25 protein-coding genes and 1 tRNA gene are annotated in these 21,280 nt (G+C 66.9%); 17 read left to right on the top strand and 9 right to left on the bottom strand.

Annotated elements, in window-relative coordinates; genetic code table 11:
• Positions 1-217: 217 nt before the first annotated feature.
• Complete coding sequence (locus NB3_RS35810) at positions 218-370, bottom strand: hypothetical protein (protein ID WP_174553193.1); 153 nt, start codon at positions 368-370, stop codon at positions 218-220.
• A gap of 77 nt (positions 371-447) precedes the next feature.
• On the opposite strand from NB3_RS35810, the gene NB3_RS12070 reads away from it, so the two are divergent.
• Both NB3_RS12070 and NB3_RS34985 read left to right on the top strand, forming a co-directional pair.
• On the top strand, positions 448-1,443 hold the full coding sequence (locus tag NB3_RS12070) for a zinc-binding dehydrogenase (protein WP_067801104.1): 996 nt from the start codon (positions 448-450) through the stop codon (positions 1,441-1,443).
• A gap of 64 nt (positions 1,444-1,507) precedes the next feature.
• Positions 1,508-1,672 (top strand): hypothetical protein, encoded by a 165-nt coding sequence (locus NB3_RS34985; RefSeq protein ID WP_157111743.1) that lies wholly within the window; start codon positions 1,508-1,510, stop codon positions 1,670-1,672.
• Here NB3_RS34985 and NB3_RS12065 read toward each other — a convergent pair.
• Entirely contained in the window at positions 1,657-2,103 is a 447-nt protein-coding gene (locus NB3_RS12065; RefSeq protein WP_067801101.1) for a nitroreductase/quinone reductase family protein, read from the bottom strand. The two genes, NB3_RS34985 and NB3_RS12065, sit on opposite strands and share 16 nt — an antisense overlap.
• A gap of 114 nt (positions 2,104-2,217) precedes the next feature.
• On the opposite strand from NB3_RS12065, the gene NB3_RS12060 reads away from it, so the two are divergent.
• The 3 genes from NB3_RS12060 to NB3_RS34065 all read left to right on the top strand — a co-directional run bounded on the left by NB3_RS12060 (position 2,218) and on the right by NB3_RS34065 (position 3,996).
• Positions 2,218-2,291, top strand: a tRNA-Ile gene (locus NB3_RS12060).
• Between the two features lie 365 nt (positions 2,292-2,656).
• A complete protein-coding gene (locus NB3_RS12055) occupies positions 2,657-3,109 on the top strand; it encodes a hypothetical protein (RefSeq protein ID WP_218020568.1) in 453 nt (150 codons plus the stop codon).
• A 350-nt stretch (positions 3,110-3,459) separates the two neighbouring features.
• Complete coding sequence (locus tag NB3_RS34065; protein ID WP_157111742.1) at positions 3,460-3,996, top strand: HD domain-containing protein; 537 nt, start codon at positions 3,460-3,462, stop codon at positions 3,994-3,996.
• On the opposite strand, the gene NB3_RS12050 is transcribed toward NB3_RS34065, so the two are convergent.
• Both NB3_RS12050 and NB3_RS12045 read right to left on the bottom strand, forming a co-directional pair.
• Positions 3,989-4,459 (bottom strand): NUDIX hydrolase, encoded by a 471-nt coding sequence (locus NB3_RS12050; RefSeq protein WP_067801095.1) that lies wholly within the window; start codon positions 4,457-4,459, stop codon positions 3,989-3,991. The genes NB3_RS34065 and NB3_RS12050 overlap by 8 nt on opposite strands.
• Positions 4,460-4,464: 5 nt before the next feature.
• Positions 4,465-5,205, bottom strand: a complete 741-nt coding sequence (locus NB3_RS12045) for a helix-turn-helix domain-containing protein (protein WP_067801092.1) — start codon at positions 5,203-5,205, stop codon at positions 4,465-4,467.
• A gap of 305 nt (positions 5,206-5,510) precedes the next feature.
• Here NB3_RS12045 and NB3_RS12040 point away from each other — a divergent pair, with 305 nt between their 5' ends.
• From NB3_RS12040 to NB3_RS12025, 3 genes are all read left to right on the top strand, one after another.
• The gene (locus tag NB3_RS12040) at positions 5,511-5,909 is read left to right on the top strand and encodes a DNA-directed RNA polymerase subunit beta (protein ID WP_244891869.1); all 399 of its coding nucleotides are present in this window, start codon (positions 5,511-5,513) and stop codon (positions 5,907-5,909) included.
• The gene (locus tag NB3_RS12035) at positions 5,902-6,171 is read left to right on the top strand and encodes a hypothetical protein (protein WP_067801086.1); all 270 of its coding nucleotides are present in this window, start codon (positions 5,902-5,904) and stop codon (positions 6,169-6,171) included. Before NB3_RS12040 ends, NB3_RS12035 begins: the two co-directional genes overlap by 8 nt.
• Positions 6,172-6,843: 672 nt before the next feature.
• The gene (locus NB3_RS12025) at positions 6,844-7,116 is read left to right on the top strand and encodes a hypothetical protein (protein WP_218020567.1); all 273 of its coding nucleotides are present in this window, start codon (positions 6,844-6,846) and stop codon (positions 7,114-7,116) included.
• 54 nt (positions 7,117-7,170) lie between these two features.
• Here the strand turns inward: NB3_RS12025 and NB3_RS36560 are convergent, their stop codons facing one another.
• On the bottom strand, positions 7,171-7,482 hold the full coding sequence (locus tag NB3_RS36560; protein ID WP_067801080.1) for a hypothetical protein: 312 nt from the start codon (positions 7,480-7,482) through the stop codon (positions 7,171-7,173).
• 126 nt (positions 7,483-7,608) lie between these two features.
• Between NB3_RS36560 and NB3_RS34980 the strand changes: the two genes are divergently transcribed.
• The 3 genes from NB3_RS34980 (at position 7,609) to NB3_RS12010 (ending at position 9,678) form a co-directional block, all read left to right on the top strand.
• Entirely contained in the window at positions 7,609-7,773 is a 165-nt protein-coding gene (locus NB3_RS34980) for a hypothetical protein (protein WP_157111738.1), read from the top strand.
• Positions 7,774-8,547: 774 nt separating this feature from the next.
• Positions 8,548-8,793 (top strand): hypothetical protein, encoded by a 246-nt coding sequence (locus NB3_RS12015; protein WP_157111736.1) that lies wholly within the window; start codon positions 8,548-8,550, stop codon positions 8,791-8,793.
• A gap of 222 nt (positions 8,794-9,015) precedes the next feature.
• Positions 9,016-9,678: a chymotrypsin family serine protease gene (locus NB3_RS12010; protein ID WP_067801074.1), complete on the top strand. Its 663-nt coding sequence runs from the start codon at positions 9,016-9,018 to the stop codon at positions 9,676-9,678.
• A gap of 64 nt (positions 9,679-9,742) precedes the next feature.
• Here the strand turns inward: NB3_RS12010 and NB3_RS12005 are convergent, their stop codons facing one another.
• On the bottom strand, positions 9,743-9,979 hold the full coding sequence (locus NB3_RS12005) for a DUF6374 family protein (RefSeq protein WP_067801070.1): 237 nt from the start codon (positions 9,977-9,979) through the stop codon (positions 9,743-9,745).
• 235 nt (positions 9,980-10,214) lie between these two features.
• Here NB3_RS12005 and NB3_RS12000 point away from each other — a divergent pair, with 235 nt between their 5' ends.
• The 4 genes from NB3_RS12000 (at position 10,215) to NB3_RS11985 (ending at position 13,313) form a co-directional block, all read left to right on the top strand.
• Positions 10,215-10,712 (top strand): pyridoxamine 5'-phosphate oxidase family protein, encoded by a 498-nt coding sequence (locus NB3_RS12000; protein ID WP_067801067.1) that lies wholly within the window; start codon positions 10,215-10,217, stop codon positions 10,710-10,712.
• A 203-nt stretch (positions 10,713-10,915) separates the two neighbouring features.
• Positions 10,916-11,860 (top strand): ATP-binding cassette domain-containing protein, encoded by a 945-nt coding sequence (locus NB3_RS11995; protein ID WP_067801063.1) that lies wholly within the window; start codon positions 10,916-10,918, stop codon positions 11,858-11,860.
• Positions 11,857-12,618: an ABC transporter permease gene (locus NB3_RS11990; protein WP_067801060.1), complete on the top strand. Its 762-nt coding sequence runs from the start codon at positions 11,857-11,859 to the stop codon at positions 12,616-12,618. Before NB3_RS11995 ends, NB3_RS11990 begins: the two co-directional genes overlap by 4 nt.
• A gap of 50 nt (positions 12,619-12,668) precedes the next feature.
• On the top strand, positions 12,669-13,313 hold the full coding sequence (locus NB3_RS11985) for a DUF4097 family beta strand repeat-containing protein (RefSeq protein ID WP_067801056.1): 645 nt from the start codon (positions 12,669-12,671) through the stop codon (positions 13,311-13,313).
• 5 nt (positions 13,314-13,318) lie between these two features.
• Here NB3_RS11985 and NB3_RS11980 read toward each other — a convergent pair whose 3' ends face one another.
• Entirely contained in the window at positions 13,319-16,474 is a 3,156-nt protein-coding gene (locus tag NB3_RS11980) for an AfsR/SARP family transcriptional regulator (protein WP_067801053.1), read from the bottom strand.
• 267 nt (positions 16,475-16,741) lie between these two features.
• On the opposite strand from NB3_RS11980, the gene NB3_RS11975 reads away from it, so the two are divergent.
• Complete coding sequence (locus NB3_RS11975) at positions 16,742-17,179, top strand: GlcG/HbpS family heme-binding protein (protein ID WP_174553192.1); 438 nt, start codon at positions 16,742-16,744, stop codon at positions 17,177-17,179.
• A 384-nt stretch (positions 17,180-17,563) separates the two neighbouring features.
• On the top strand, positions 17,564-18,022 hold the full coding sequence (locus NB3_RS11970; RefSeq protein WP_067801051.1) for an SRPBCC family protein: 459 nt from the start codon (positions 17,564-17,566) through the stop codon (positions 18,020-18,022).
• An 11-nt stretch (positions 18,023-18,033) separates the two neighbouring features.
• Here NB3_RS11970 and NB3_RS11965 read toward each other — a convergent pair whose 3' ends face one another.
• Both NB3_RS11965 and NB3_RS11960 read right to left on the bottom strand, forming a co-directional pair.
• A complete protein-coding gene (locus NB3_RS11965) occupies positions 18,034-19,887 on the bottom strand; it encodes a DNA/RNA non-specific endonuclease (protein WP_067801049.1) in 1,854 nt (617 codons plus the stop codon).
• A 292-nt stretch (positions 19,888-20,179) separates the two neighbouring features.
• The gene (locus NB3_RS11960; protein ID WP_067801047.1) at positions 20,180-21,154 is read right to left on the bottom strand and encodes a GlxA family transcriptional regulator; all 975 of its coding nucleotides are present in this window, start codon (positions 21,152-21,154) and stop codon (positions 20,180-20,182) included.
• Positions 21,155-21,280 lie beyond the last annotated feature (126 nt).

Below are 21,280 nucleotides of genomic sequence, written 5' to 3'. Positions count from 1 at the left end.
TTCCGATCATCGTCGTAGTCGTCATCATTCGCTCGCAGCGGAACCGGTTCCTGCCGCCGCCCCCATACGGCGGGTGGGGCGGCTACCGCCGCGGCGGATACAACGAGGGGGGTTCCACAGATCCGTTCTGGGAGGCCGGCGGAGCCGGTTTGTTCGGCGGATCCGACCACTCGAGCGGCTCGAGCGGCGGGCACCATCACCACCACCACGACCACCATCACCACGGCAGCAGTTGCGGTGGCGGAAGCGGTTGTGGCGGCGGAAGTAGCTCCAGCTGTGGCGGCGGGAGCAGTTCGAGCTGCGGCGGGGGCAGTAGCTCCAGCTGTGGTGGCGGCAGCAGTTCCAGTTGCGGCGGCGGTTCCTGACGCACGATTTGACCTCAACATGACTTCAGGTTTCATGCTGATCTTCGTCCGAAGACGGCAAGGAACGATGGAGGGTTGTGTCATGCGGGCTGTGCAAGTCAGTGAGTTCGGTGGACCGGAAGTGCTCGTGGTGCGTGAGCTGCCCGATCCGGTGGCCGGGCCGGGGGAGGTGGTGGTCGACGTGGCCGCCGCCGACGTGATGTTCCTGGACACCCGGCTGCGGTCGGGCTGGGGGACCGACTTCTTCGCGATCGAGCTGCCCTACGTGCCCGGCGGCGCGGTCGCCGGGGTGGTGGCGTCGGTCGGACCGGGCGTCGATCCGTCCTGGGTGGGCAAGCGCGTGTCCACGCCCACCGCGGCCAGCGGAATCGGCGGTGGCCTGCCGATCGGCGGATACGCCGAGAAAGCGCTGGCGAAGGCGGACACGCTGGTCGCCTTGCCGGACGGGTTGACCCCGCCGCAGGCCGTCGCGCTCGCGCACGACGGCAGGACCGCGCTCGCGGTGTTCGACCACGCCGCCGTCCGGCCGGGCGAATGGGTCCTGATCACCGCCGCGGCCGGTGGGCTCGGCGTCCTGTTGATCCAGCTGGCCCGTGCGGCGGGCGCGAACGTCGTCGCCGCCGCTCGTGGCGCCGCCAAGCTGGAGCTCGCCCAGCGGCTCGGCGCGACCGCGGTGGTCGACTACTCCGAACCCGACTGGGCGGCCAAGGCGCGCGCCGCGACCGGGGGAGCGGGTGCACACGTGGTGTTCGACGGAGCGGGTGGCGCGCTCGGCGAGGCCGCGCTCACGGTGGCCGCGGATGGCGGTCGTTTCCTCGGATACGGCGCTGCGGCAGGCGAATTCGCTGCACTGGACCGGGACGCCGCCGCGGCGCGCGGGGTCGCGGTCTACGGGCTGTTCGACATCACCGGCGCGGACATCGATTGGCAGGCACTGGCCCGGCGCGCCCAGGAGGAGGTCGCCGCGGGGCGCTTGGAGGTCGTCATCGGCCAGACCTTCCCGCTCGGTGAAGCCGATCGGGCGCACGCCGCGATCGAGTCGAGGGCGGCGCTGGGGCGCACTTTGTTAACAGTGTGAACAAAGCGACGAACTGGACAATTGATGTAGTGCGCCACCCCGGCGACGGCGCTAGGGTGCCGGGGTGGAAACTCTGCTCGTCGTAATCATCGTCATCGTGGTACTCGGCTTCGTGGTCGCCGTCGTGCAGTTCGCCAGCAGGCCGCCGAAGGAAGTCGAGCCATGGGACGACCATGAAGAGGCCGAGGACTACGAGGACGACTGGGACGACGACTATCGCGAACGCTGACCCTGCGCCGGGGTCAGCACCACGACCGCGATGGGCCGCTTGGTCAGCTTCTGATAGGCGCTGTAGCGACCCTTGTTCACCTCGTCGACGAGCGCCCACCGCCGGGCGTACTCGGGATCATCCGGCAGCGTCGCCCGCGCCCGCACCATGAGTTTCCGCCGCCCGACCTGGATTTCGCATTCCGGTCGCGCTTTCACATTCGCCAGCCACCCCGGCGGCCGCGGCGACCCGCCGTTGGACGCCGTTACCAGATAGTCCGCGCCGTCGCGCGCGTACGTCAGCGCCGAGGTGCGCTCCTTGCCGGACTTGCGCCCCACCGTCCGCAGCAGCAGCGTCGGATTCCCCAGCAGCAGCCGATGCCCCACCAGCCCACCACTGTTCTCGTACACCCACTGATGCGCCTTCAGCACCTTCGTGAACAGACCGGCCATACCTGACCCTCCAGTAAGTTTCCGACCTACCTACCCTAGGTCATCCCCCTCCGACTGGTCCGCAACCCATCCGACCCGGTAGCATCCCCAACGCTCGCGGTTCTCTCGCGGGATGGGGCGGTAGCTCAGTCGGTTAGAGCCGTGGACTCATAATCCATTGGTCGCGGGTTCGAGCCCCGCCCGCCCCACAAACGCCCTCTGAGCAGGGGGTTTCTGTTTTCTGGAGAGGTTTCGATCTAGAACAGCGCTCGTTCAGGAATGGATTATTGCGGCGGTGCGAGGGGTTGCCCTCGCACGAGCAGTGCCGACCACACGTCGGTTCCGGCCGTCGTCACGAGGAGATCGACGCTGACGAGCTGGATGCTTGGCTGGAGCAGTCATCGACATCCGGATTCAATGGTCGGGACTGTTCGGTCCCACCAAGTGCTGAGCATTGACAACCGGTAGAAGTGATCGTTGAAATAGCCCAACGATGATCGAACCTGACCCCCAGCTCGAAGAGGAACTCAACGCCGCGCACAGCCTTTATCCGATCGGCGACCATGTGACCGGAGTGGTCACGCTGATTCCGCGACCCGGCGTCGTCGGACTGTTCGTCGATTTGGGCCATCCACCCACCGGATTCGTCGACATCCTGAGTCTGCCGTTTTCCGTCGACCAATGGCCGGCTGTCGGCACAGTGACCGAGTTCGAGGTCCTCCAGCACACACGCGGCCAGGTTCGCCTATGGCCTCTCGATCCCGCCTTCCGATCGAGCACAACAAGGTTTCCCGTCATGAGCGAGTCCGAATGGTGCGCCGCCAAGAACCGCCACCCCGTCGGCTCCGCAGTCACCGCCGAGATCACCGACGTCTTTCCCAGCACACGCGAATACTTCGTCGCTTTCGACAGCCTCCGGCCCGGCCTGTCCTGGTCCGGCACGCCCCCCGTCGTCGGCACCACCGCACAGTTCACCGTCGACCGACATCTCGACGCGACCCGAAGAATTCGGCTGCGCAGCGCATGACGGACCCAGCGCCTCGTCCTGGCTTGTCCGGGTGAGGCGGACAGATCCGTGCCCCCCGTCATCGGTGGCTCAGGCGTCGCCGGTCAGGTTCGGGTCGACCCGCAGACGCCAGCCACTCTGTCCAGCGGTGCTGAGAAGTCAGGGCCAGTCCCTGTGACACTCACGCACCGCGTCAGACCTTCCCGCCGACCGCAACTCCATCGTCCGACTCGGCGCAGTCCTGGCCGAACAATACGAATGGATCGAAGGGCCGCCGCCTTGGCTTCCTGGCCCGCGCGCAAGCACAATCTGCTATACCACGCATTTGGACTTGACCGGGTGTCTGCTCGACGAGCAGCTACGGTGACGACATGGGTGGAGAGCTTCTGGAGTGGGCAGAGCGGACTGCGCACGAACTGCTACGGGAACTGCCGACACGGCTCGCGCATGTCGCAGGCGTCGTACGTCATGTCGAGCTCGTGGCTGACCTGGTCGATGATGGTGACTTACTCGTTGCCGCGGCTTGGCTGCACGATGTCGGTTACTCACCGCAATTGGTGCGTACCGGATTCCACCCCGTCGATGGTGCGAAGTTCCTTCAGGGTCGCGGGGTGTCGTCCCGGCTCTGCGCACTCGTCGCGAATCACTCGTGCGCCAGAGTCGAGGCGCGGAACCGTGAGGTCGCTCTGCCTTGGCCGGATGAGCGTAGTCCGCTTCGCGATGCGCTCTGGTGGGCTGACATGTGCACAACGCCGACGGGCGGTGCTACCGATGTCCGCGCCCGCCTTGCGGAGGTGACGCAGCGGTACGGCGGAGATCACGTCGTCTCGCGATCGTTGACGGAAGCGGCGCCCGAACTGTTCGAAGCTGTCGACCGGATCGAGGCGGCCTGTCGCAGATCTAAGTGAAGTAGGGCGTATTCGTTTCCTCGAGGCCGCGCTCGATCCGCAGGGCGATCGAGGGGTGGATGTCCAGCTTGGCGAGGTCTGTCGGCGCGACCCAGATGACTTCCTTGGATTCCGAGCTAGCCCGGGGCTGCCCGGCGACCGGGTCGGCGCGGAAGCAGATGGAGAATTCTTGTCTAACCTCACCGTCGTCGTAGGCGATGACGTGATCTGGGTTCGAGAAAATCCCGATCAGGCCGGTCACATGGACGTCGATGCCGGTCTCTTCGTGCACTTCACGCACGACTGCCTCGGTGACTGTCTCCCCAGCCTCGAGGCCACCCCCGGGAATCGAGTACAGGTCATTGTCGGTTCGGTGGATCAGCAGGATGCGGCCGTCGGCATCCTGGATGAATGCGCTCACAGCGACCTTGATGCTGTTCGGTGATGGTGCGTTCGGGTCGTGGAAGTAGTCGGTACGACTCATTGCAGTCACCTTTCGGCAGTCGCGGTCGACCATACGTGCTCGAAACTGGACATGTACGTCTCGAATAGGTTGCCCGCAGGCAGTTGTCGCAGATGCAGAGCGGGAGCGTGTGCGCCAGGCACGCCGTATGCGTGCATGTTGACGATCATCTCGTCATCGAATCGGAACACGGAGTTGTACAACGTCGTATCGTGGTAACGCAGGTCGACTCCTTCGATGTCAGCGAGTGGCTCTATCAGCGCAAGCGCGTTGCTGATGCGAGAGGGGACCGTACCAGCGGCAAGGCGCTCCTCGGCGCTGCGCTTGTCGGCTTCGGGAGCTGACGGCCGACCGAACAGGAGCCGCACCTTCAGGCCGTCGCGCGTCTTCTTGCGAACGACACGAGTGAATTCGGGTTCCTCGGCGAGGAAGAGTCCCGCCAGCACGAGGATGTCGAGCCGTTCGCTGGTGCTGGACAGTAGTCGTCGCCATAAGTCGCTGGGGATTGCGCTGCGATGCGGATAGATCTTCAGCACCTCTGACTCGGCGACCTCGATCTTTCGCTCCGGCGAGAGCGCATCGGGCCATAGGTAATTCTCGGTCTCCCCGACGAGTGAGGCCAGTGCATGCCTGTGCTTCGGGTATGGCGTGCGCCCCTTGGTGATCCACCGTTCTACAGTTTTCGGTTCGACGCCTACTTTCTCGGCGGCATCCGCGATATCGAGTCCGGCTTGCTGCATCGCATTGCGCAGTCGCTCGTTCGCCATGCTGCTCCAATCAAGGGGACGTCTAGGGACGTCTTGGACGGTACCGAAGACGTCTGCACATGTCCATCTATGTGGTGCTTGTGATAGCTGATTTATCGAAAACTATGGGAGTGCAGGCAATTCCGGCGGGACGCCTTCCCGCTCTTTCGCGAGACTACTACTCGCTGATGGCACGTCAGGGCATAACTCATTTATCGGGACAGGAGGGTTCGATGAACCATGTAGCTTTCGGGGACACGCCCTTGTCCCGATGCCACTATTACCGCAAGGTGTGCGATATACCCGCGCGAGTTGACCCTCCCCATGTGGGCCGGATCGTCGCTCTTTGCGGCTCGGTGTGGGCCATGACCATGCCTGCCGTGCTGGGGCAGAACGTGAAAACTTGGATGCAGCAACACGGGTACAAACTGGGTCCGATCCTGTCGCATCCACGGTCGAAACGGTGGACGTTTCTGATTCGCCCTGACCTGCCGGATGAGATTCCGCTGTTCGCTGAGATGTTTCGGTTGGACGTGTCGATTATGCGCACCGGGGGAACCATCGGGCTGCCCAGTCCCGCCGACCGGGGGACAACGTTTCGCGCATGGATCGTGCGCCCCGACAGTCATGTTCGCCCATCCGGTCATCTGATTGTCGAAGCCATCCGCGCGATACGAGCGGAGAAGGAGGCGCGCCGGCGGGGGTGGGCGAGCACATATGTCTGACAGTGAACGTCCCGAACGACCCGCGCTGGAGCTGATACAGGGCGGCAAGTCCGGCGGGCTCGACGTCGAAGCGGCGTTGGCGAAGCTGCATGACCGGTTGTCATCGCACAGCAACCCGTCGCTGCCGTTGCGGAGCCGGGAAGCTGCCGACAAGGCGCTGGACATGCACGCGGGATGCGACCCGTTGACGTGTTCGACGCGGGTATCGGCGGCCATCGTGAGCCGCGAGGATTATCGGTGGTTCCGGGAACGGGGCAGGTGATGACGTCGCCACTACCCGACGAACCGGACGTGCATCTGGTCGTGCGGCTGAGCGGTTTACACCTGCACTACACGGCGTGCCTGACTGCCGCGTTGATCTTCGTCCAAGACGAAGCGATACGGCATCACACGGACGGCGTGTCCGTAGCGGACGGCGCACCCGTTCGGTTGCCGAGGCTGCCGAATGAGCGGCTGTACCTCGAGCGATGACGGTTCAAAATCGATTGCGCCGTGCGCAGAGGGAGCGGAACCATGGTGGCTGCGTTGGCCTGGCGGGGACGGCGGCGCTAGCGGGGGAGGACCGCGGCGCGAGCTAGGGCCGTTGCGCGGCTGGGGGTGATGACATCACGGGGGTCACAACAGTTGTGCTGTTCGGTCACGATCGTTGCATCGCCGTGCGCCGTCACACCCCGTGGCAACGCGCTCGGGTAGACCGTGACCCACCTTCTCGCAGGCGGTGATGGCCTGCTTCTCCGCGCTTGGGCGGAATCGGCCAGGTCGCTCGAGCGAAGGGAGATAACTTCCCTCCTGTGACCGACCTACGCGCATTCTGCCGCGTGTGCTACGACGCCGCCCGCCGTACAGGCGGCAGTGTGATCGAGTTCCGGCTGGTCGAGGGCGTGGTGCCGAACTTTCATCAAGCGTCATCGCATACGGTGACCATCGGGTCGCGGTGGCGATGCTCCGCGATTCGGCGGTGCTCGCGGTCGCGGAACCACGGACGATCGAATTCGGCGACGGCGCGAACGGATCCGGTTCGCTGGGATTCCTCGACATTCCCGAACTGGTGGCGGTCCTGGCCGAGCAGCCAGGGTTCGTGGCACTCACCGCAGCCGACCTCGATGGCCCGTTCGACGCCGCTGCCTGGCCCGGCATCGACCGAGCCGATATCGATTACTGGAAGCCGAAGACTCTCGGCGAAGCTCTCTTCGACTACTGGGCCTGAACCGACCCCGCACCGGGCAGCGGCGCGAGGTCGGGCACTGGGATGCCTGGGTGCTCAGGCGCAGGCGCGGTTGAGTTCGTCGGTGTAGGGGTTGAGGTCGGTGACGTTATCGTCTACCAGGGCGTCGGCGTAGGCGGCGATGGCGGCCTGCTCCGCGCCTTGGGTGAGATAGGCCAGGGCGCTCAGTCGGTCGGACAGCTCTGCCGCCGTCGCGCCGTCGAGGGTGCCGCCGTTCGTGTCGATCGCGATGTTGATCAGCTCGATGGCCCTGGCGCAGAAGGGGGATGCGGCTTGGGCGGGGGCCGCGGGCAGGAAGAGCAGAGCGGCGGCGGCCGCGGCGAGGGCAGCGGCGAAGGGCTTGGTCATGATTTCCTCTCAGAAGGTCGGGCTGATCGTAGTCCGGTGGGAGAGCCCCCATTTCTATTGGCTGGGTAGGTACGAGACGGCGGTGGGCATGCCGAGCTGACGTATCCCAGCCGGAGCGTGGGTGGGATGCTATTGCTCGCCGGTCTCGGCGTCGCCGAGCAGTTCGACGAGTTCCCGTACCGCCGCTTCGACCTAGGCCTCGGTGTTGCCGGGCAGCCTGCGGTACTGGATTCCGGCGACGACGTCGCGTTCGACGAATCGCTGCGCGCTGGAATAGACGAAGAGTCGTAATCGGCCCTTGCCAGTTCGGCGCCGATCTCGTGGGCCGCCGGTGCGCCGTCGTCCTCGGTCCACGATGGACGGTCCGTCACTCCGCACGGGCGTATGCCTCCGACGATCGCGATCGTGCGGCGCTCACCGGTCGAGCCTTTCTGCCTGACTGCACCGGACATCCCCTCGTTGATCAGGTAACAGTAGGTCGGATAGGAAGCGACCGACCGGGCGTCCGCGCCGAAAATCGTTGTGCCGTAATCGCCGTGCGGGGAAATTGCCGCTGCCCTCCGGCGGCGAGCAACGTCCGGCCAAGTCCGACGATTCTGTAGACACCCTGTAGACGGCGAAATCGCGTGCGCGCGCATGACTTCGACCCCTGTCCGGCCGCTGGGCGGATGGTCTCCTCGGAGCCTTGCCGGACGAGACGGGAGATGGCGACGGGGATCCCCGGCGGACCCGGCTGGCCGACCGGTCAGCGGTGGAAGGCCAGGTGTACGCGCTCCGACAGCGAAACGCCTCGGCTCGGCGCTGAGGTTCTGAATGCGGTCGGGCCTGGCAAGCCCCGTCCTTTTGGAAATGACGTAGCCGCCCCGCCGACGAGATTCCGGTCATTAGCACGCCACCGGCGCGAGAGCCCGTGCTCACCTCCGGTTCCAGCCCAGGGGATGAGTGTTTCCGACCCCGGGGACGATGATGTCGCGCGCTTCCTGAGAGAAGACTGAGAGAGGTCATATGCGGGAGGTCTTCAACAAACGGGCGAAGGCATCCCTCCAGTCAGTTGAAGGAAGCATCATGACCAAAACCAAGGTTATCGCAGCGGTATCAGCGGCAGCCTGTGTGCCGCTGATCGCTTTCGGTTCGGGCGCGGCTAGCGCCTCCCCGGACGGCGCCCCTGTGCCTGCCCCTCCGGCGGCCGTGGACGTCTCGCAGTATGGGCAATTGCAGACCAATGACGCCTTCTTGTGGTGGGCGCCATGGTTCTGGCCGGTCTGTTTCTTCCCGCCGTTCATCTTCTTCTTCCCGGTCTGCCTCGCCTGATTCACTGGGCAGCATCGCAGGCAATACGACGAACGCCGCACGGCGCGCCCGCTCACCAGATCGTGGCGTGACCGTCGGCGTTTCGTCATCCAACAGGCACACCCGACCCGGCCCTGTCCCGCACTATTGGTGATGGGCGCCTGGTCGACGAGCCTTTCAAGTGCACAGCAGTTGTTCGCGCGGCATGGGGGGACGATTTCCCTTCGACCGATTGGATGCGGCATGTTCGAGAAACTTGCGGGAACAGCTGCTGCGCTCGCAGCATGCGCGACACTGATCGGGGCGCACGCGGCTACGGCGCGCGCCGCCGTTCCGGTCGTGCTCGGCGGCGGCTCCGGCATCGTCGTCAACGAGCAGGGCATCTGTTCCCTCACCACGATCGGGCGCGATGGCGCGGGCCGGCTGGTGGGATTCACCGCGGCTCATTGCGGTGGCGAGGGCAGCAGCGTCACCGCGGCGGCCGATCGTGAGGCGGGTCCCGTCGGCACCGTCGCCCTGACCAACGTCGACCTGGATTACGCCGTCGTCGTGTTCGAACCGGACAGAGTGACGCCGGTGAACCGCGTCGGCAACACGACGATCACCCAGGTGGGCGGCCCGGCGAAGTTCCCCGACATCGCGTGCAAGGAGGGTTACAGCACCGGTCAGACCTGCGGACTGACCTACGGAGACGTGCTGGAGCCCGGCACCTGGACCTGGACGCAGATCTGCGTCGTCCCCGGTGACTCCGGTGGACCGGTCGTGGTCGGGACGACACTCGTCAGCATGGTGAACGCGTACGTGACGGTGCCGTGTCTCGGGCCGCAGCTCGGTACGAAGATGACCACCGTCATCGAAGACGTCGACGCGCGCGGCGGCCCCGGAGCGGGGTTCCGCCCGATCTAACGGGATCGCGGACAGGCGCATCCGGACAACGCCCCCTCGAGCGGTCCGATCGGCGCAGCGACCTTCAGCGCATGCGGCCGCGATAGTCGAGACAGGCGCGGCCGTCCGCGGGCGGGTTCGCCGGAGTTGCTTCGGCTGCGAAGGCTTCGGTGTAGGCGCGCAAACCCTCGGCCAGCCTGCCCGCCATGTTCTCCAACTGTTCCGGTCCCAGATGCTTGCCGAACGCGGCCGCATCCAGCAGCTGCCTGCGCACGTCGTTGATCCGCGTTCGAGCGAAGAGGATGGGCTCCTGGTCCGGCATGCTCCGGCACCTTACCTCGAGTCGAACGTATTTTCGATTATTCGATGGATGATGCGGCGCCCATGTGCGTCGCGGACTCCTGGCTCCCGACTCGACCACCGGCGCGCAGCGATGATCGGTCCGAAAGATTCTGGATTTTCTCGCGCCGTGGATGTCGAGAACGCTCCGGCAGCTCCGTCCCAGGGGTACGAGCAGCCGAACGAGCCTCGACGACACCGACCAAGGAGCGAGCATCATGCGACCGAACGAGATCACCGCGATTCTGGACCTCCCGATCAGCCAGGAGCTTCTGGCTCGCGACCTGCTCCGCATGGCCTACGTCGCCAAGGACGGCACCCCCCGCAATATCCCGATCGCGTTCACCTGGAACGGCTCTCAGATCGTCGTCTGCACCACGAAGAACGCCCCGAAGCTGCCCGCGCTGCGGCGCAACCCGGAGGTCGCGCTGACGATCGATACCGAGGCGCACCCGCCGAAGATCCTCCTCATCCGCGGTCGAGCGGAGCTGGATGTGGTCGACGGCATTCCGGAGGAGTACCTGACGATGAACGGCAGCTACGAAATGACCCCCGAGCAGCGAGTCGAGTGGGAGGCCGAGGTGCGCTCGCTCTACGACGGCATGGTCCGGATCGTCATCACCCCGACGTGGGTCGAACTCATCGACTTCGAAACCACCTTGCCCACCGCGGTCGAGGAGCTGATCCAGCAGCGGGCCGAGCGTCAGCGCGCCTGAACGGACGCGCCTGACGTATCGTTCGCCGGAACCGCGAAGCCGGGGTGCGTCGAAGCGGGCTGCTCGCATCCGCGGGCTTCAGGAGTCGTCCCCGTCTGGACATCCAGGGCTTCGCATCCGGTGTGACCAGGCCGGACACCATGTCAGCGGACGTGTCAGCCCGGTGTCAGTCCGGTATCAGCCGGGTTGGCGACAGTATCCCCGTGAACAGTTCAGCGATTGCAGCTTCAGGGCTGCGAAAAGCATACGGGGACAGAACGATCCTCGATGGCATCGATTTGGATATCGGCGCGGGCACGATCTTCTCTCTGCTCGGCCCGAACGGGGCGGGCAAGACCACGGCGGTGAACGTGTTGACCACCCTGCTGAAGATCGACGGCGGCACGGCGCGCGTCGCCGGGCACGACATCGCCACCGAGCCCGACGCGGTGCGCGCGGCGATCGGAGTCACCGGCCAATTCGCGGCGGTGGACGATCTGCTGACGGGGGAGGAGAACCTGCGGCTGATGGCGGATCTGCACCATCTGCGGCCCGAGGAAGGCAAGCGTGTGGTCGCCGAATTGCTGGAACGATTCGATCTGACCGAATCGGCGCGCAAGCAGGCGTCGACTTATTCCGGGGGCATGCGCCGGAAATTGGACCTGGCGATGACGCTGGTCACCAAGCCGCGAATCGTCTTCCTGGACGAGCCGACCACCGGCCTCGATCCGCGCAGCCGTCGCACCATGTGGGAGATCGTCCGGGAATTGACGAGCGAGGGTGTGACTATCTTCCTCACCACCCAATATCTCGAGGAAGCCGATCAGCTGGCCGACCGGATCGCGGTGCTCGACCAGGGCCGCATCGTCGGCGAAGGCACGCCCGACGATCTCAAGCGCCGCGTGCCCGGCAGCCACATCCGGCTGCGGTTCACCCACGTCGACGAACTGGACGCGGCGGCGCGGATGCTGCCCACCGCCACCCGCGACGACGAGGCGCTGATGTTGCGGGTCCCGGGTGACGGCGGGACGAAGTCGCTTCGGGAGCTGCTGAATCGGCTCGCCGAACACTCGGTGGACGCCAACGAGGTCTCCGTCCACACCCCTGATCTCGACGATGTCTTCTTCGCCCTGACCGGTCACGCCACCACGGAGGCTGTCGCACAATGAGCACCATTTCCGCACCGCTGGCCGATTCGTCGATCATGCTGCGCCGCAATTTCAAGCACATCGCCCGAACACCGGTCACGATGTTCAACGCGGCTCTGATGCCGGTCGTGATGATGCTGATCTTCGTGTACGTGTTCGGCAACGCGTTCGATGTCGGCGAACAGTACATCGACTACGCGACGCCGGGCATGATCCTGCTGGCCATCAGCTACGGGTTGTCGGGCACCGCGGTGTCGGTGAGTTCCGACATGGCCAAGGGCGTCATCAACCGGTTCAAGGTCATGAGCGTCTCCCGTGGCGCCGTGCTGACCGGCCATGTGGCGGCCACCGTACTGACCAACGCGGTGGCCATCGCCGCCGTCCTCGGCGTGGCCTTCGCGCTGGGGTTCCGGTCGCCGGCGAGCGCACTCGACTGGCTCGGCGCGATCGGCATCATGGCGGCGACATCGTTCGCGGCCGCCTGGCTCACGGTCGCGCTGGGAATGGCGGCGAAGACGCCGGAATCCGCGGGCATGACCGTGGTGCCGCTGATCATGCTGCCGTTCGTGAGCAGCGCGATCGTGCCCGCCGAGCAGATGGGACCCGGCATCAGGCAGTTCGCGCAGTACCAACCCTTCACACCGATCATCGAAGCGTTGCGCGGGTTTCTGTTCGGCCACCCCTCCGGCGGTTACACGGCCGCCGCGCTCGCTTGGTGCGCCGGGTTCGCCCTGGTCGGATACCTGTGGTCGCGCGCCACATTCGACAAGCGCGTGTAGTCGCGAACCGCTCCGCCGACCCCGATATCTCACCCGTAGAGGAGACAGCCATGCCCACGTTCGAGACCCCGGAACCGATCGCGGTCACCATCGAGGTGCTCTCCGGCCAGGTCACGGTGATCGCCTCGGACCGTACCGACACCGTCGTCGCGGTCCGGCCTGCCGATGCGTCCAAGAAAGGTGACGTGCGCGCCGCCGAGCAGACCCGAGTCGACTTCACCGCGGGCGCCCTGACCGTGAAAACGCCGAAAGACTGGCGGACCTACACCCCGTTCGGCGGCAACCCGTCGATCGAGCTGACCATCGAGGTGCCCACCGGCTCGCGGCTGAAGGGCGCCGCCGCGGTGGGCCGATTGCTGGGCGCGGGTGAACTGGGCGAGTGCGACCTGGAGATCTCCGCGGGCGACATCACCGTCGAGCGCCCGCGCGGCTCGGTGACCGCGAAAACCACCAAAGGCGACATCCGCATCGGCGAAGCGTCACGCGGGGTGCTCCGGCTGGAAACATCCATGGGCGAGTTGCAGGTCGGAATCAGCCCGCGCAGCGCGGTGGAGCTGGAAACCAATGCCCTGCACGGCACGGTGCGCAACCAGCTGCGACCGGTGGACCGGTCGGACGGCGACGAGGACGTCGTGCGGGTGTACGCGCGCAACTCCTACGGCAACATCGTCATCCGGCACGCCACCGCCGCCTGACCCGCTCAGCAAGCGAGCGCGGCGGCGACCAGTTCACGCCAATTCGCCCGCGCTCCTTCGCTCGTCGCCTCGGTGAACCGTTGTTCACCGAGGCGACGTCGTGCTGTCTCCTCGATTCGGGTCACGTCCGGTTGGGACCGGTCGGACAGGCCGCGCACCTCGGCACTCGCCACGAGCAGCCGCACGGCTTGCTCGTCGTGACCCGCGCGCAGCGACAGGTCGGCGATCCCCACGAGTATCTGGGCGATCAGCGGCGCGTACTCCGTGTCGGCTGCCGCGCGGAAGGCGGCGGCGTGTTGTTCACGGGCTTCGTCGAGACCGTCCGCGAGGTAGCCGAGCAGGCTGTGGGTCAGCGCCGTGACGTAGGGCTGCTCCGCATCGCTGCCGAGCATGGTCGTCGCGATCTCGATCTGCCGGTGCGCCTGCTCGGCGTCACCGCTCCACCGGGCCAGCTCCGCCTTGGTCATGGCGAGTTCGGCCAGCGCGTTCGGCCAGGCGGACCGATCCGCGTGCCGCTGTGCGTCGGCCATGGCGGCCGCGCTCGCCCGCGCGTCGCCGAGCAGCCAGTACAGCTGGGCCTGCCGCGCCCGCATGAGGAAGACGTCTTCGATCGCGCCGACCTCGCCCACCACCGCGATCGCCTGCTCGAGGTGCTCGGACGCACCGGCGAACTCACCCCGCATGGCGATCCGATTCGCCAGTTCCGTCAGAGCGAACGAAATACCCCAGCGTTCGCCGATGGCCGTGAACTCGGCGAGCGCCGTTTCGAGATACTCGTCCGCTTCGCGCCCCGCCCGGCCGAGCGCGATCCGCGCCTTGCCCAGCTGGAGCCGGGCCAGCGCCCGCACCCAGGGGTCGTCGTCGGTGAGGAGTGGTTCGAACGCGGGCAGCAACGCGTCCGGCCCCTGCAACATGTGTTCCAGCGCGGTGACGAACGCGAGCAGCGGGTAGCGGCTCGGACCGCGTCGGCTGAACAGGTACGCCTTGCGGATCCACTCCGCCACCTGGCGCTCGTCACCCGGGCCGGAACTCATGAAGTGCGCGATCAGTCCGTACACCCTGGCCCTGGTCTCGTCGTCCACCTCGCCGGGTAGGCCCGCGGCCGCGGTGATCAGCTCCATGCCCTCGGCCTTGTGCCCACCGAGCCACCAGTACCAGCCCGTGGCCGCCGCGAGCCGCATCGCCCCGGTCGCGTCCGAGGCGGCGAGCGCGCCACGCATCGCGACAGTGATGTTGTCGTGCTCGACGTCGAGAGTGGCCAGCCACTGCAACTGCTCGGCTCGGCGCAGGTGCGGCTCCGCGGTGTCGGCGAGTTCGGTGAAGTAGGCGAGATGCGCCCGGCGCGCCGATTCCGCTTCCCCCGACTCCGCGAGCCGGTCGCGGGCGTACTGCTTGATCGTGTCCAGCATGCGGAAGCGCGGTCCGCTGTCCGCCACGGTGAGCAGCAGCGATTTCTCGGTCAGCGCGGTCAGCAGCTCGAGCACCTCCCACCCCTGGACCGTCACGTTCTCGTCGCCTTCGGTGTGCGCGCAGACCTGCTCGGCGGCCTCCAGGCTCGCGCCGCCGGAGAACACCGCGAGCCTGCGCAGCACCATCCGTTCGGCGTCGGTGAGCAGCTCCCAGCTCCAGTCGACCACCGCGCGCAAGGTCCGGTGCTGCGGGATCGCGGTCCGGCTGCCGCCGGTGAGCAGGCGGAACCGATCGTCGAGACGGTGGGCGAGCTGGTCGAGGGACATGGTGCGCAGTCTGGCCGCGGCCAGTTCGATCGCCAGCGGGATACCGTCGAGCGCCCGGCAGACGCGCGCCATGGTCGCCAGCGTGGGGGCATCGGCGGCGAGATCCTTGCGCACCGCGCCGGCCCGGTCCCGCAACAGCTGAACAGCCGGGGAGGACTCGATCTGGCCGGGATCCGCGTCCTGCGCCGGTAAAGCCAACGGCTCGACCAGCCACAACGCCTCGCCCATGATGCCGAGCGGTTCCCGGCTCGTCGCGAGGATCCGCAGCCGCCCGCACTCTCCGAGTAATCGGTGGGCGAACGCCGCGGCGGCCTCGATCACGTGTTCGCAGTTGTCCAGGATCAACAGCGTCTCGCGCTCGCGGATCGCCGCGACGAGCCGGTCCATCGGCTCCGCGTTCGGCGCGCCGCCGAGCAGCGCGTCCCGCAGCCCCAGCGCGGCGAGCGCCGATTGCGCCAGATCGCCACTCGCGCCGATGGACGCCAGTTCCACCAGCCAGGCCCCGTCCGGCAGGTCGTCGAGCATGGTCCGCGCGGTTTCCAGGGCCAGCCTGGTCTTGCCCGAACCCCCGGGACCGGTCAATGTGGTGAGCCGATGGTTCGCGATGAGTTCGCGCACGGCGGCGATATCGGCGTATTTGCCGATGAACCTGGTCAATTCGGCCCGCAGATTCGTCTTGCGGTCGCCTGCTTCGGATCGCGCCTCGCCGCGTAGCAGCGCGACGTGCAGTGCGGACAGTTCCGGCGATGGATCGACGCCCAGCGTGTCGGCGAGCGCCTCTCGTGTGCGCTGGTACACGACGAGTGCCTCGGCGCCACGCCCGGCGGCGCCGAGCGCGCGCATCAGCGCGGCGACGAGCCGTTCCCGCACCGGGTGCAGGGCCACCAGCTCGGTGAGTTCGGTGATCAGCTCCGTGCCACGGCCGAGGCGGATCTCCGCTTCGTACCGATCCTCCATGGCGGCCAGGCGCAGCCCCTCCAGCCGGGTGACCACCGTGTCGAAAGCCGCGCTGTCCGGCATCCCGACGTCCTGCATCGGCGCACCGCGCCACAGGTCGAGAGCGTCGCGCAGCACCTGGGCCCGGTGCGCGTCGTCACCGTCGCGGGCACGGTCGAGAAGCCGCTGGAAACGCAAGGCGTCGACGGCGTCGGGTTCCACCGTCAGCCGGTAACCGCCCGCCTGGCCGTCGAGTGAGCCTTCCGGCAGCACCTTGCGCAGCCGGGAGACCAGCGCCTGCAGGGCATTCGCCGCGTCGGCGGGCGGCTGCTCGCCCCAGATCCAGTCGACCAGCGTCGTTCGCGGGACCGTGCGGCCGGCTTCGAGCGCGAGGGCGATCAACAGCGCCCGCAAGCGGGTACCCGGTACCTCGATCGATCCGTCGTCGTCTAGTCGGATCTCGAGCGGTCCAAGCATCCCGATCTGCACCGGCCCATTCTGCCGTGGGCTCCAGGTGGTCGGCCGGGCCGCCCGTTCCCCGGGATGACGACCGCCGCGACGGGCCCGGGGCGATTCGGCTGCCCAACGCGGCGGCTGCCACGACTCATGCGGCGCGATACCGCGACCGGGCGCAAGCGACACCCTGAGCCGACTGTCCGGCAAGTGCCGTCGGGCCTTCGCCGAACTACTGGACGGAGGGGTGCCGGTGGAACCGGACGACCGTGGGTGTCGGTCGCGTGGCGCTGGATTCGGATCATGACCGAGATTCCGCGCCTTCCCGGGCTGGCTCTGGCCGATGCCGATTGGCTGGTGGCGGCGGCGCTGGCGACCGGCGCCGAGCGTGGATTTCCGCCGCTGGCGGTGGCCGTCACCGATGTCACCGGCTCGGTGATCGTGCTACGACGCGCTGACGGCGGCATGCCGATGACCAGTCGGATCGCTGTGGCCAAAGCGCGCAGCGCCTTACTGGCGTTGCGGCCATCGGGCGGGATTCAGCTGCCGGACGCGATCGTCGGCAGTATCCAGCATCTCTATGGCGGTGACTTCATTCCCTTCGCGGGCGGCGTGCTCGTCACCGACGGCGGGGTGGTTCTCGGCGCGGCCGGAGCCTCCGGTGCTCATGCGAAAGAGGACGAAGAGGCCGTGCGGACCGCGGTGGATCGGTGGCACGAATTCCGCGCGACTTCAGCATGACTCACGCGATCTGAGTCCGCCCAGGGGTGCCGGACCCGGTGCAGACCGAGCGCGCCGCCGCTGCCGACCCGTGAGAACCGCTGCCGGGCAAACTGGCGCGGCGCCTGATGCCGCGCCGCGGCCAGGAAAATGAACCACGCCGCCGGTGTCGGAGTTGTACCGCGAATTCAAGGGACGATTTTCCGGATGGTTCACTTTATTACTCACCGGTAACTGCGGAACCGTCAATAGCTAGTAAGTAGCTGACTACTTATTTCCCGCTTTGGGAAGTGCCTGACATCGAACTTTGTGCGGCGCTGTTGTTTGCAAGTACCACCCGTGTTGACGGATGGGAAGCGGCACGGGCAGAATCGGCCGGGTTGGTCCACTGGGGGTGGAGGAGTTATGCGCGTAAAAACCGATATCCATTTTGCCGTCGGCGTCCATCCCGCACAGGTCTTCGATGCGGTCGCCGCGATCGAAATGCTTCCCGAATGGTCGACGCATTCGGACGCGCGCGTGGCCACCCGCGACGAATCCGGTCGCCCGCAACGGGTTTACGTCACCGCGGAGACTCCGCTGGGCCGGTCCGATCTCCAGGTGCTGGAGTACGAGTGGACCGAGGATCGAGTGTCCTGGCAGGTCGTGGACAGCTGTGTCGGGGTCGGCGGCGGTGGCTGGTTCGAAGTCTCCGCGGACGGCTCGGGATCGCAGGTCTGGTATCACACCGAGCTGCAATCATCGCTCCTGTTGCCCGGCCTACTGCTCAAGCGCGGTGTGCGGCGGGAGGCCGAGACCGTCGTGCGGAACTTCATCGATTTCGCCGAAGGATTCACCGCTCCTCCGCAATCCCGCGCCGTATAGCGACCATCGCTTCACCATCGGATGTCCGCCACCGAGTCCAAGGGGGCGGCCACCTCCTCCGGCGCCAGCCGCAGATCCGCGTCCCGCAGCGCCTGCGGGAAGTGGAAGCGGGCTCGCTGCTCGATCTCGGTCAACGGCACCTGGAAGACGCGGAACTCGTCGAGATCGAGCACCTCGAGCTGATCCAGGTTCTGGCTCAGCAGGAAACCGCGTGCCTTCAGTTGGCCGTTCTCCCGGAACGCGATCACCTTCCAGAACTGGCGCGGAAGCTTGACCTGCCGGAATTCCTGGTCGTCGTCGGTGAAGACCGGGCCGCCGAACGCGCTGACCCTGAGGTCGTCGACGGTGACGTCGGCGAAGACGGCGTCCTCGAGCCGCCCCCAGATTCCGTCGCGCATGCTCTGGTTGAAGTCGTCCATCTGCGGGGTGATGTTGGTGTAGAAGAACGAATCCTCGTTGGCCTTCCGCGCTTCGGGCAGGCTGCCCCACAGCAGGTCCGCACGTCGGGCGAGGTGGCCGCGATCGAGCCGGTTGTCGCGGTAGAGCTCGTTGCCGACCTGGGCGTCCGCGTCGAGCCGCGCGTCCTTGACGAAGTCGATCTTCTTCCGCGACAGCTTCTTCATCGAGCCGCCGTCGATGTTCCAGGCCACCCAGATGGCGAAGCGGCGCGAGCGGCGCATCGTGAGGGAGAAATGCGTGTAGTGCAGGACATCGGCGCCATCCAGGGCGGTCGCCACGTCGGGGCGGACCTCGGCGTCCACCTCGGGCAGGGGGATCGGTGACCCGAGGAAAAGCGGGTCGTATCCGGCGGCGGCAGCGACTTCGTCCGCCAGCGGGGGAGTCAAGGTGATGCCGAGCTTCTCGAACACCGACTGCGGCAGGCAGGCCAGCGCGTGCTCGTCGGTGTTCGCGCCCATCTCACCGGCGAAATGCAATCCGGCCAGCACGGTGCTGGTCTCCCCGCCGGGAAGCTTGAACATCCACGCCGACCCGGAGTCTCCGCCGCTGCTGATCTCGCCGTCGACCGCGGGGCGGTCCGGATCGGGCCCGATCTCGAAACCGCCGATGCTCTTCGTGCCCACGTCTCGGTAGTCGATCTCGGCGACCACGTCGACGCGCCGCACGATGCCGTGGGTGATCTGGGTGGTCCGACCGCTCTTGATCATCTTGTCGCCGAGTTCGGGTTCGCCGAGCCGGTCCGGAACGACGTCGAGTCCGATGATGGCGGCGCTGAACTGCCGGTTCTCGATGTCGGCGACGGCGCAGTCGCCCGCCGTGCCGAGATGGGATCGGATGAGCTTGCCGAGCCGGTTGCGGTCGACCCGGTTGTCGTCGCGCGGGCCCGGCTGCACGACGTCGTCGCCGAGCCTGCCCGCCGCGGTGTGCAGGACGTGCCAATTGCTCAGTACATACGGTGTCCCGTCGTCGCGGTCGTAGACGACGCAGCCGATCGTGCCCGCCGTGGTGCTCGGGTGGGCGACGCTGACCCCGGGGACGATCGGGTCGAGGCGCGTTTTCCGCTCGGGCGCAACGGCTTCGGCCACCAGCCGGAAAGCGGGCTGGAAGCTGCGTTGCAGCACGTCGGTCGGTACCTCGATCCCGTCGACGGTGACGGTCTCCGGAATCGCCGTGGTGCCGAGCGCTTCCAACGCTTCCGGCGCGGACACCTTCTCGTGCACGGTGAATTGCACCGCGATCTCGCCCGTCGATTCCCCGTCGACTTGCTTGTAGCCGATGCCGACCGAGGAGATATTGGGGTCTTCGAGGAAGTTCTCTCCCTTGCTGCGAATGAATTTGCGCAGTGCGGCGAGAAGATCATCTTTTTCGATATGCGACCGGGAGGGTGGATTCTTTTTCGCAGGCATGGGTGACTCCGTGATCGAGGTGAGCCTGGTGGCGACGGCATCGTCGCACCAGCTATCGCCATTCTCTGGTCACAGGCGTGCCCGCACACGAGTAGCGAACTACTCGAACCAAGGGGTCGTGGTGCTGGTGCGGAAGTTCGTTCGGATAACCGAGCCGGTACACCGGTCCCGGCCCGATCTGTCGGTTGCGGCGACGTTGGATTTTCACCGGTATTGGGCCGGGGCTGTCGCCGTCGCGGTCACGAGGCAGCGATCGCGACCGGTCGATAAGCCTTCGTGCCGGTGGGTCGGCTCAATACGACACGCGCGTCATGCGAATCTCGGAGATCGACATGCCCCGGCGGCGGCGGAACAATCCACGCAGGGTTCCGGCATTGAGGTAGCCCACCTTGGCGGCCACCGCGTCCACCGTCAGCGAGGTGGTGCGCAGCAGCTGCACGGCACGTTCCAGGCGGATGTCGTGCACGAATTCGGTGGGGGACATGCCCAGCTCGGCGTGGGTGGCCCGCTGCAGGCTGCGTTCGGTGACGCCGATGGCGCGAGCGGCCTGGGAGATCCGGAAGTTCTCGCCCAAATGGGTGCGCACCCAGCGTTCGAAGGCGGCGGTGACGGAATCGCCGCGGGCGATGATCTCGGGCACGATGAACTCGCGTTGCGGCCGTCCCGCGCCCACTGCCAGATAGCGCATGGCGCGTTCGGCCAGCGCCGGGCTCTTGCCCGCGATCAGCGACAGCGCGAGGTCCATGTGCGACAGCGCTGCGCCCGCGGTGGTGACGCGCGGGCCGCGGCACAGCGTGCGCCCCTCGTCGAGGTCGACGCCGGGATAGCGGCGCCGGAAGCTGGGGCCGAGCCACCAGCTCGTGGTCGCCGGGGAGCCGTCCAGCACGCCCGCCTCGGCCAGGAAGAACGTTCCGGTGCAGGCCCCGGCGAGGTGGGCGCCCCGATCGCGGGCCGCGACCAGCCGATCGAGCACCGGACGGCTGGCGGGTGCGGAGACCAGGTCGATCAGCGCCGCGGCCGCCAAGACGTTCACGGCGGGCACGATCATCAGGTCGAATCCGTCGCCGACCTCGTCGAGCGGGACCGTCGGCACGGTGTTGCCGTGGCCCGACCGCACCGTGGCGCCGAACGACACGCTGCGCACCCGCCACGGCTGCGGCGGGTCGGGCAGTTCGGTGCGCACGGCGTTGGCGGTGTTGAAGGTCTCCAGCAAGGCGGCGTAGCCGAAATCGGCTACGCCGTCCACCACGAAGACGACGACATCCATGTCGGAAACGGTACCGAAGATGTCGTTCCCGACACTCGGTTCCTGCGGGATTCTGTCCTACCGTCATCGCGAGACGGTTCGCCCCGCCGACAGCGTGGGGAAGCCGATCGACCCGCCGTACACCGC

Origin of the sequence: Nocardia beijingensis NBRC 16342, assembly GCF_001612785.1 — a bacterium.
In the GTDB taxonomy this organism is placed as follows: Bacteria; Actinomycetota; Actinomycetes; order Mycobacteriales; family Mycobacteriaceae; genus Nocardia; species Nocardia beijingensis.
The sequence above is the reverse complement of the archived record's forward strand: the minus strand, read 5'-3'. Positions and strand labels throughout refer to the sequence as shown.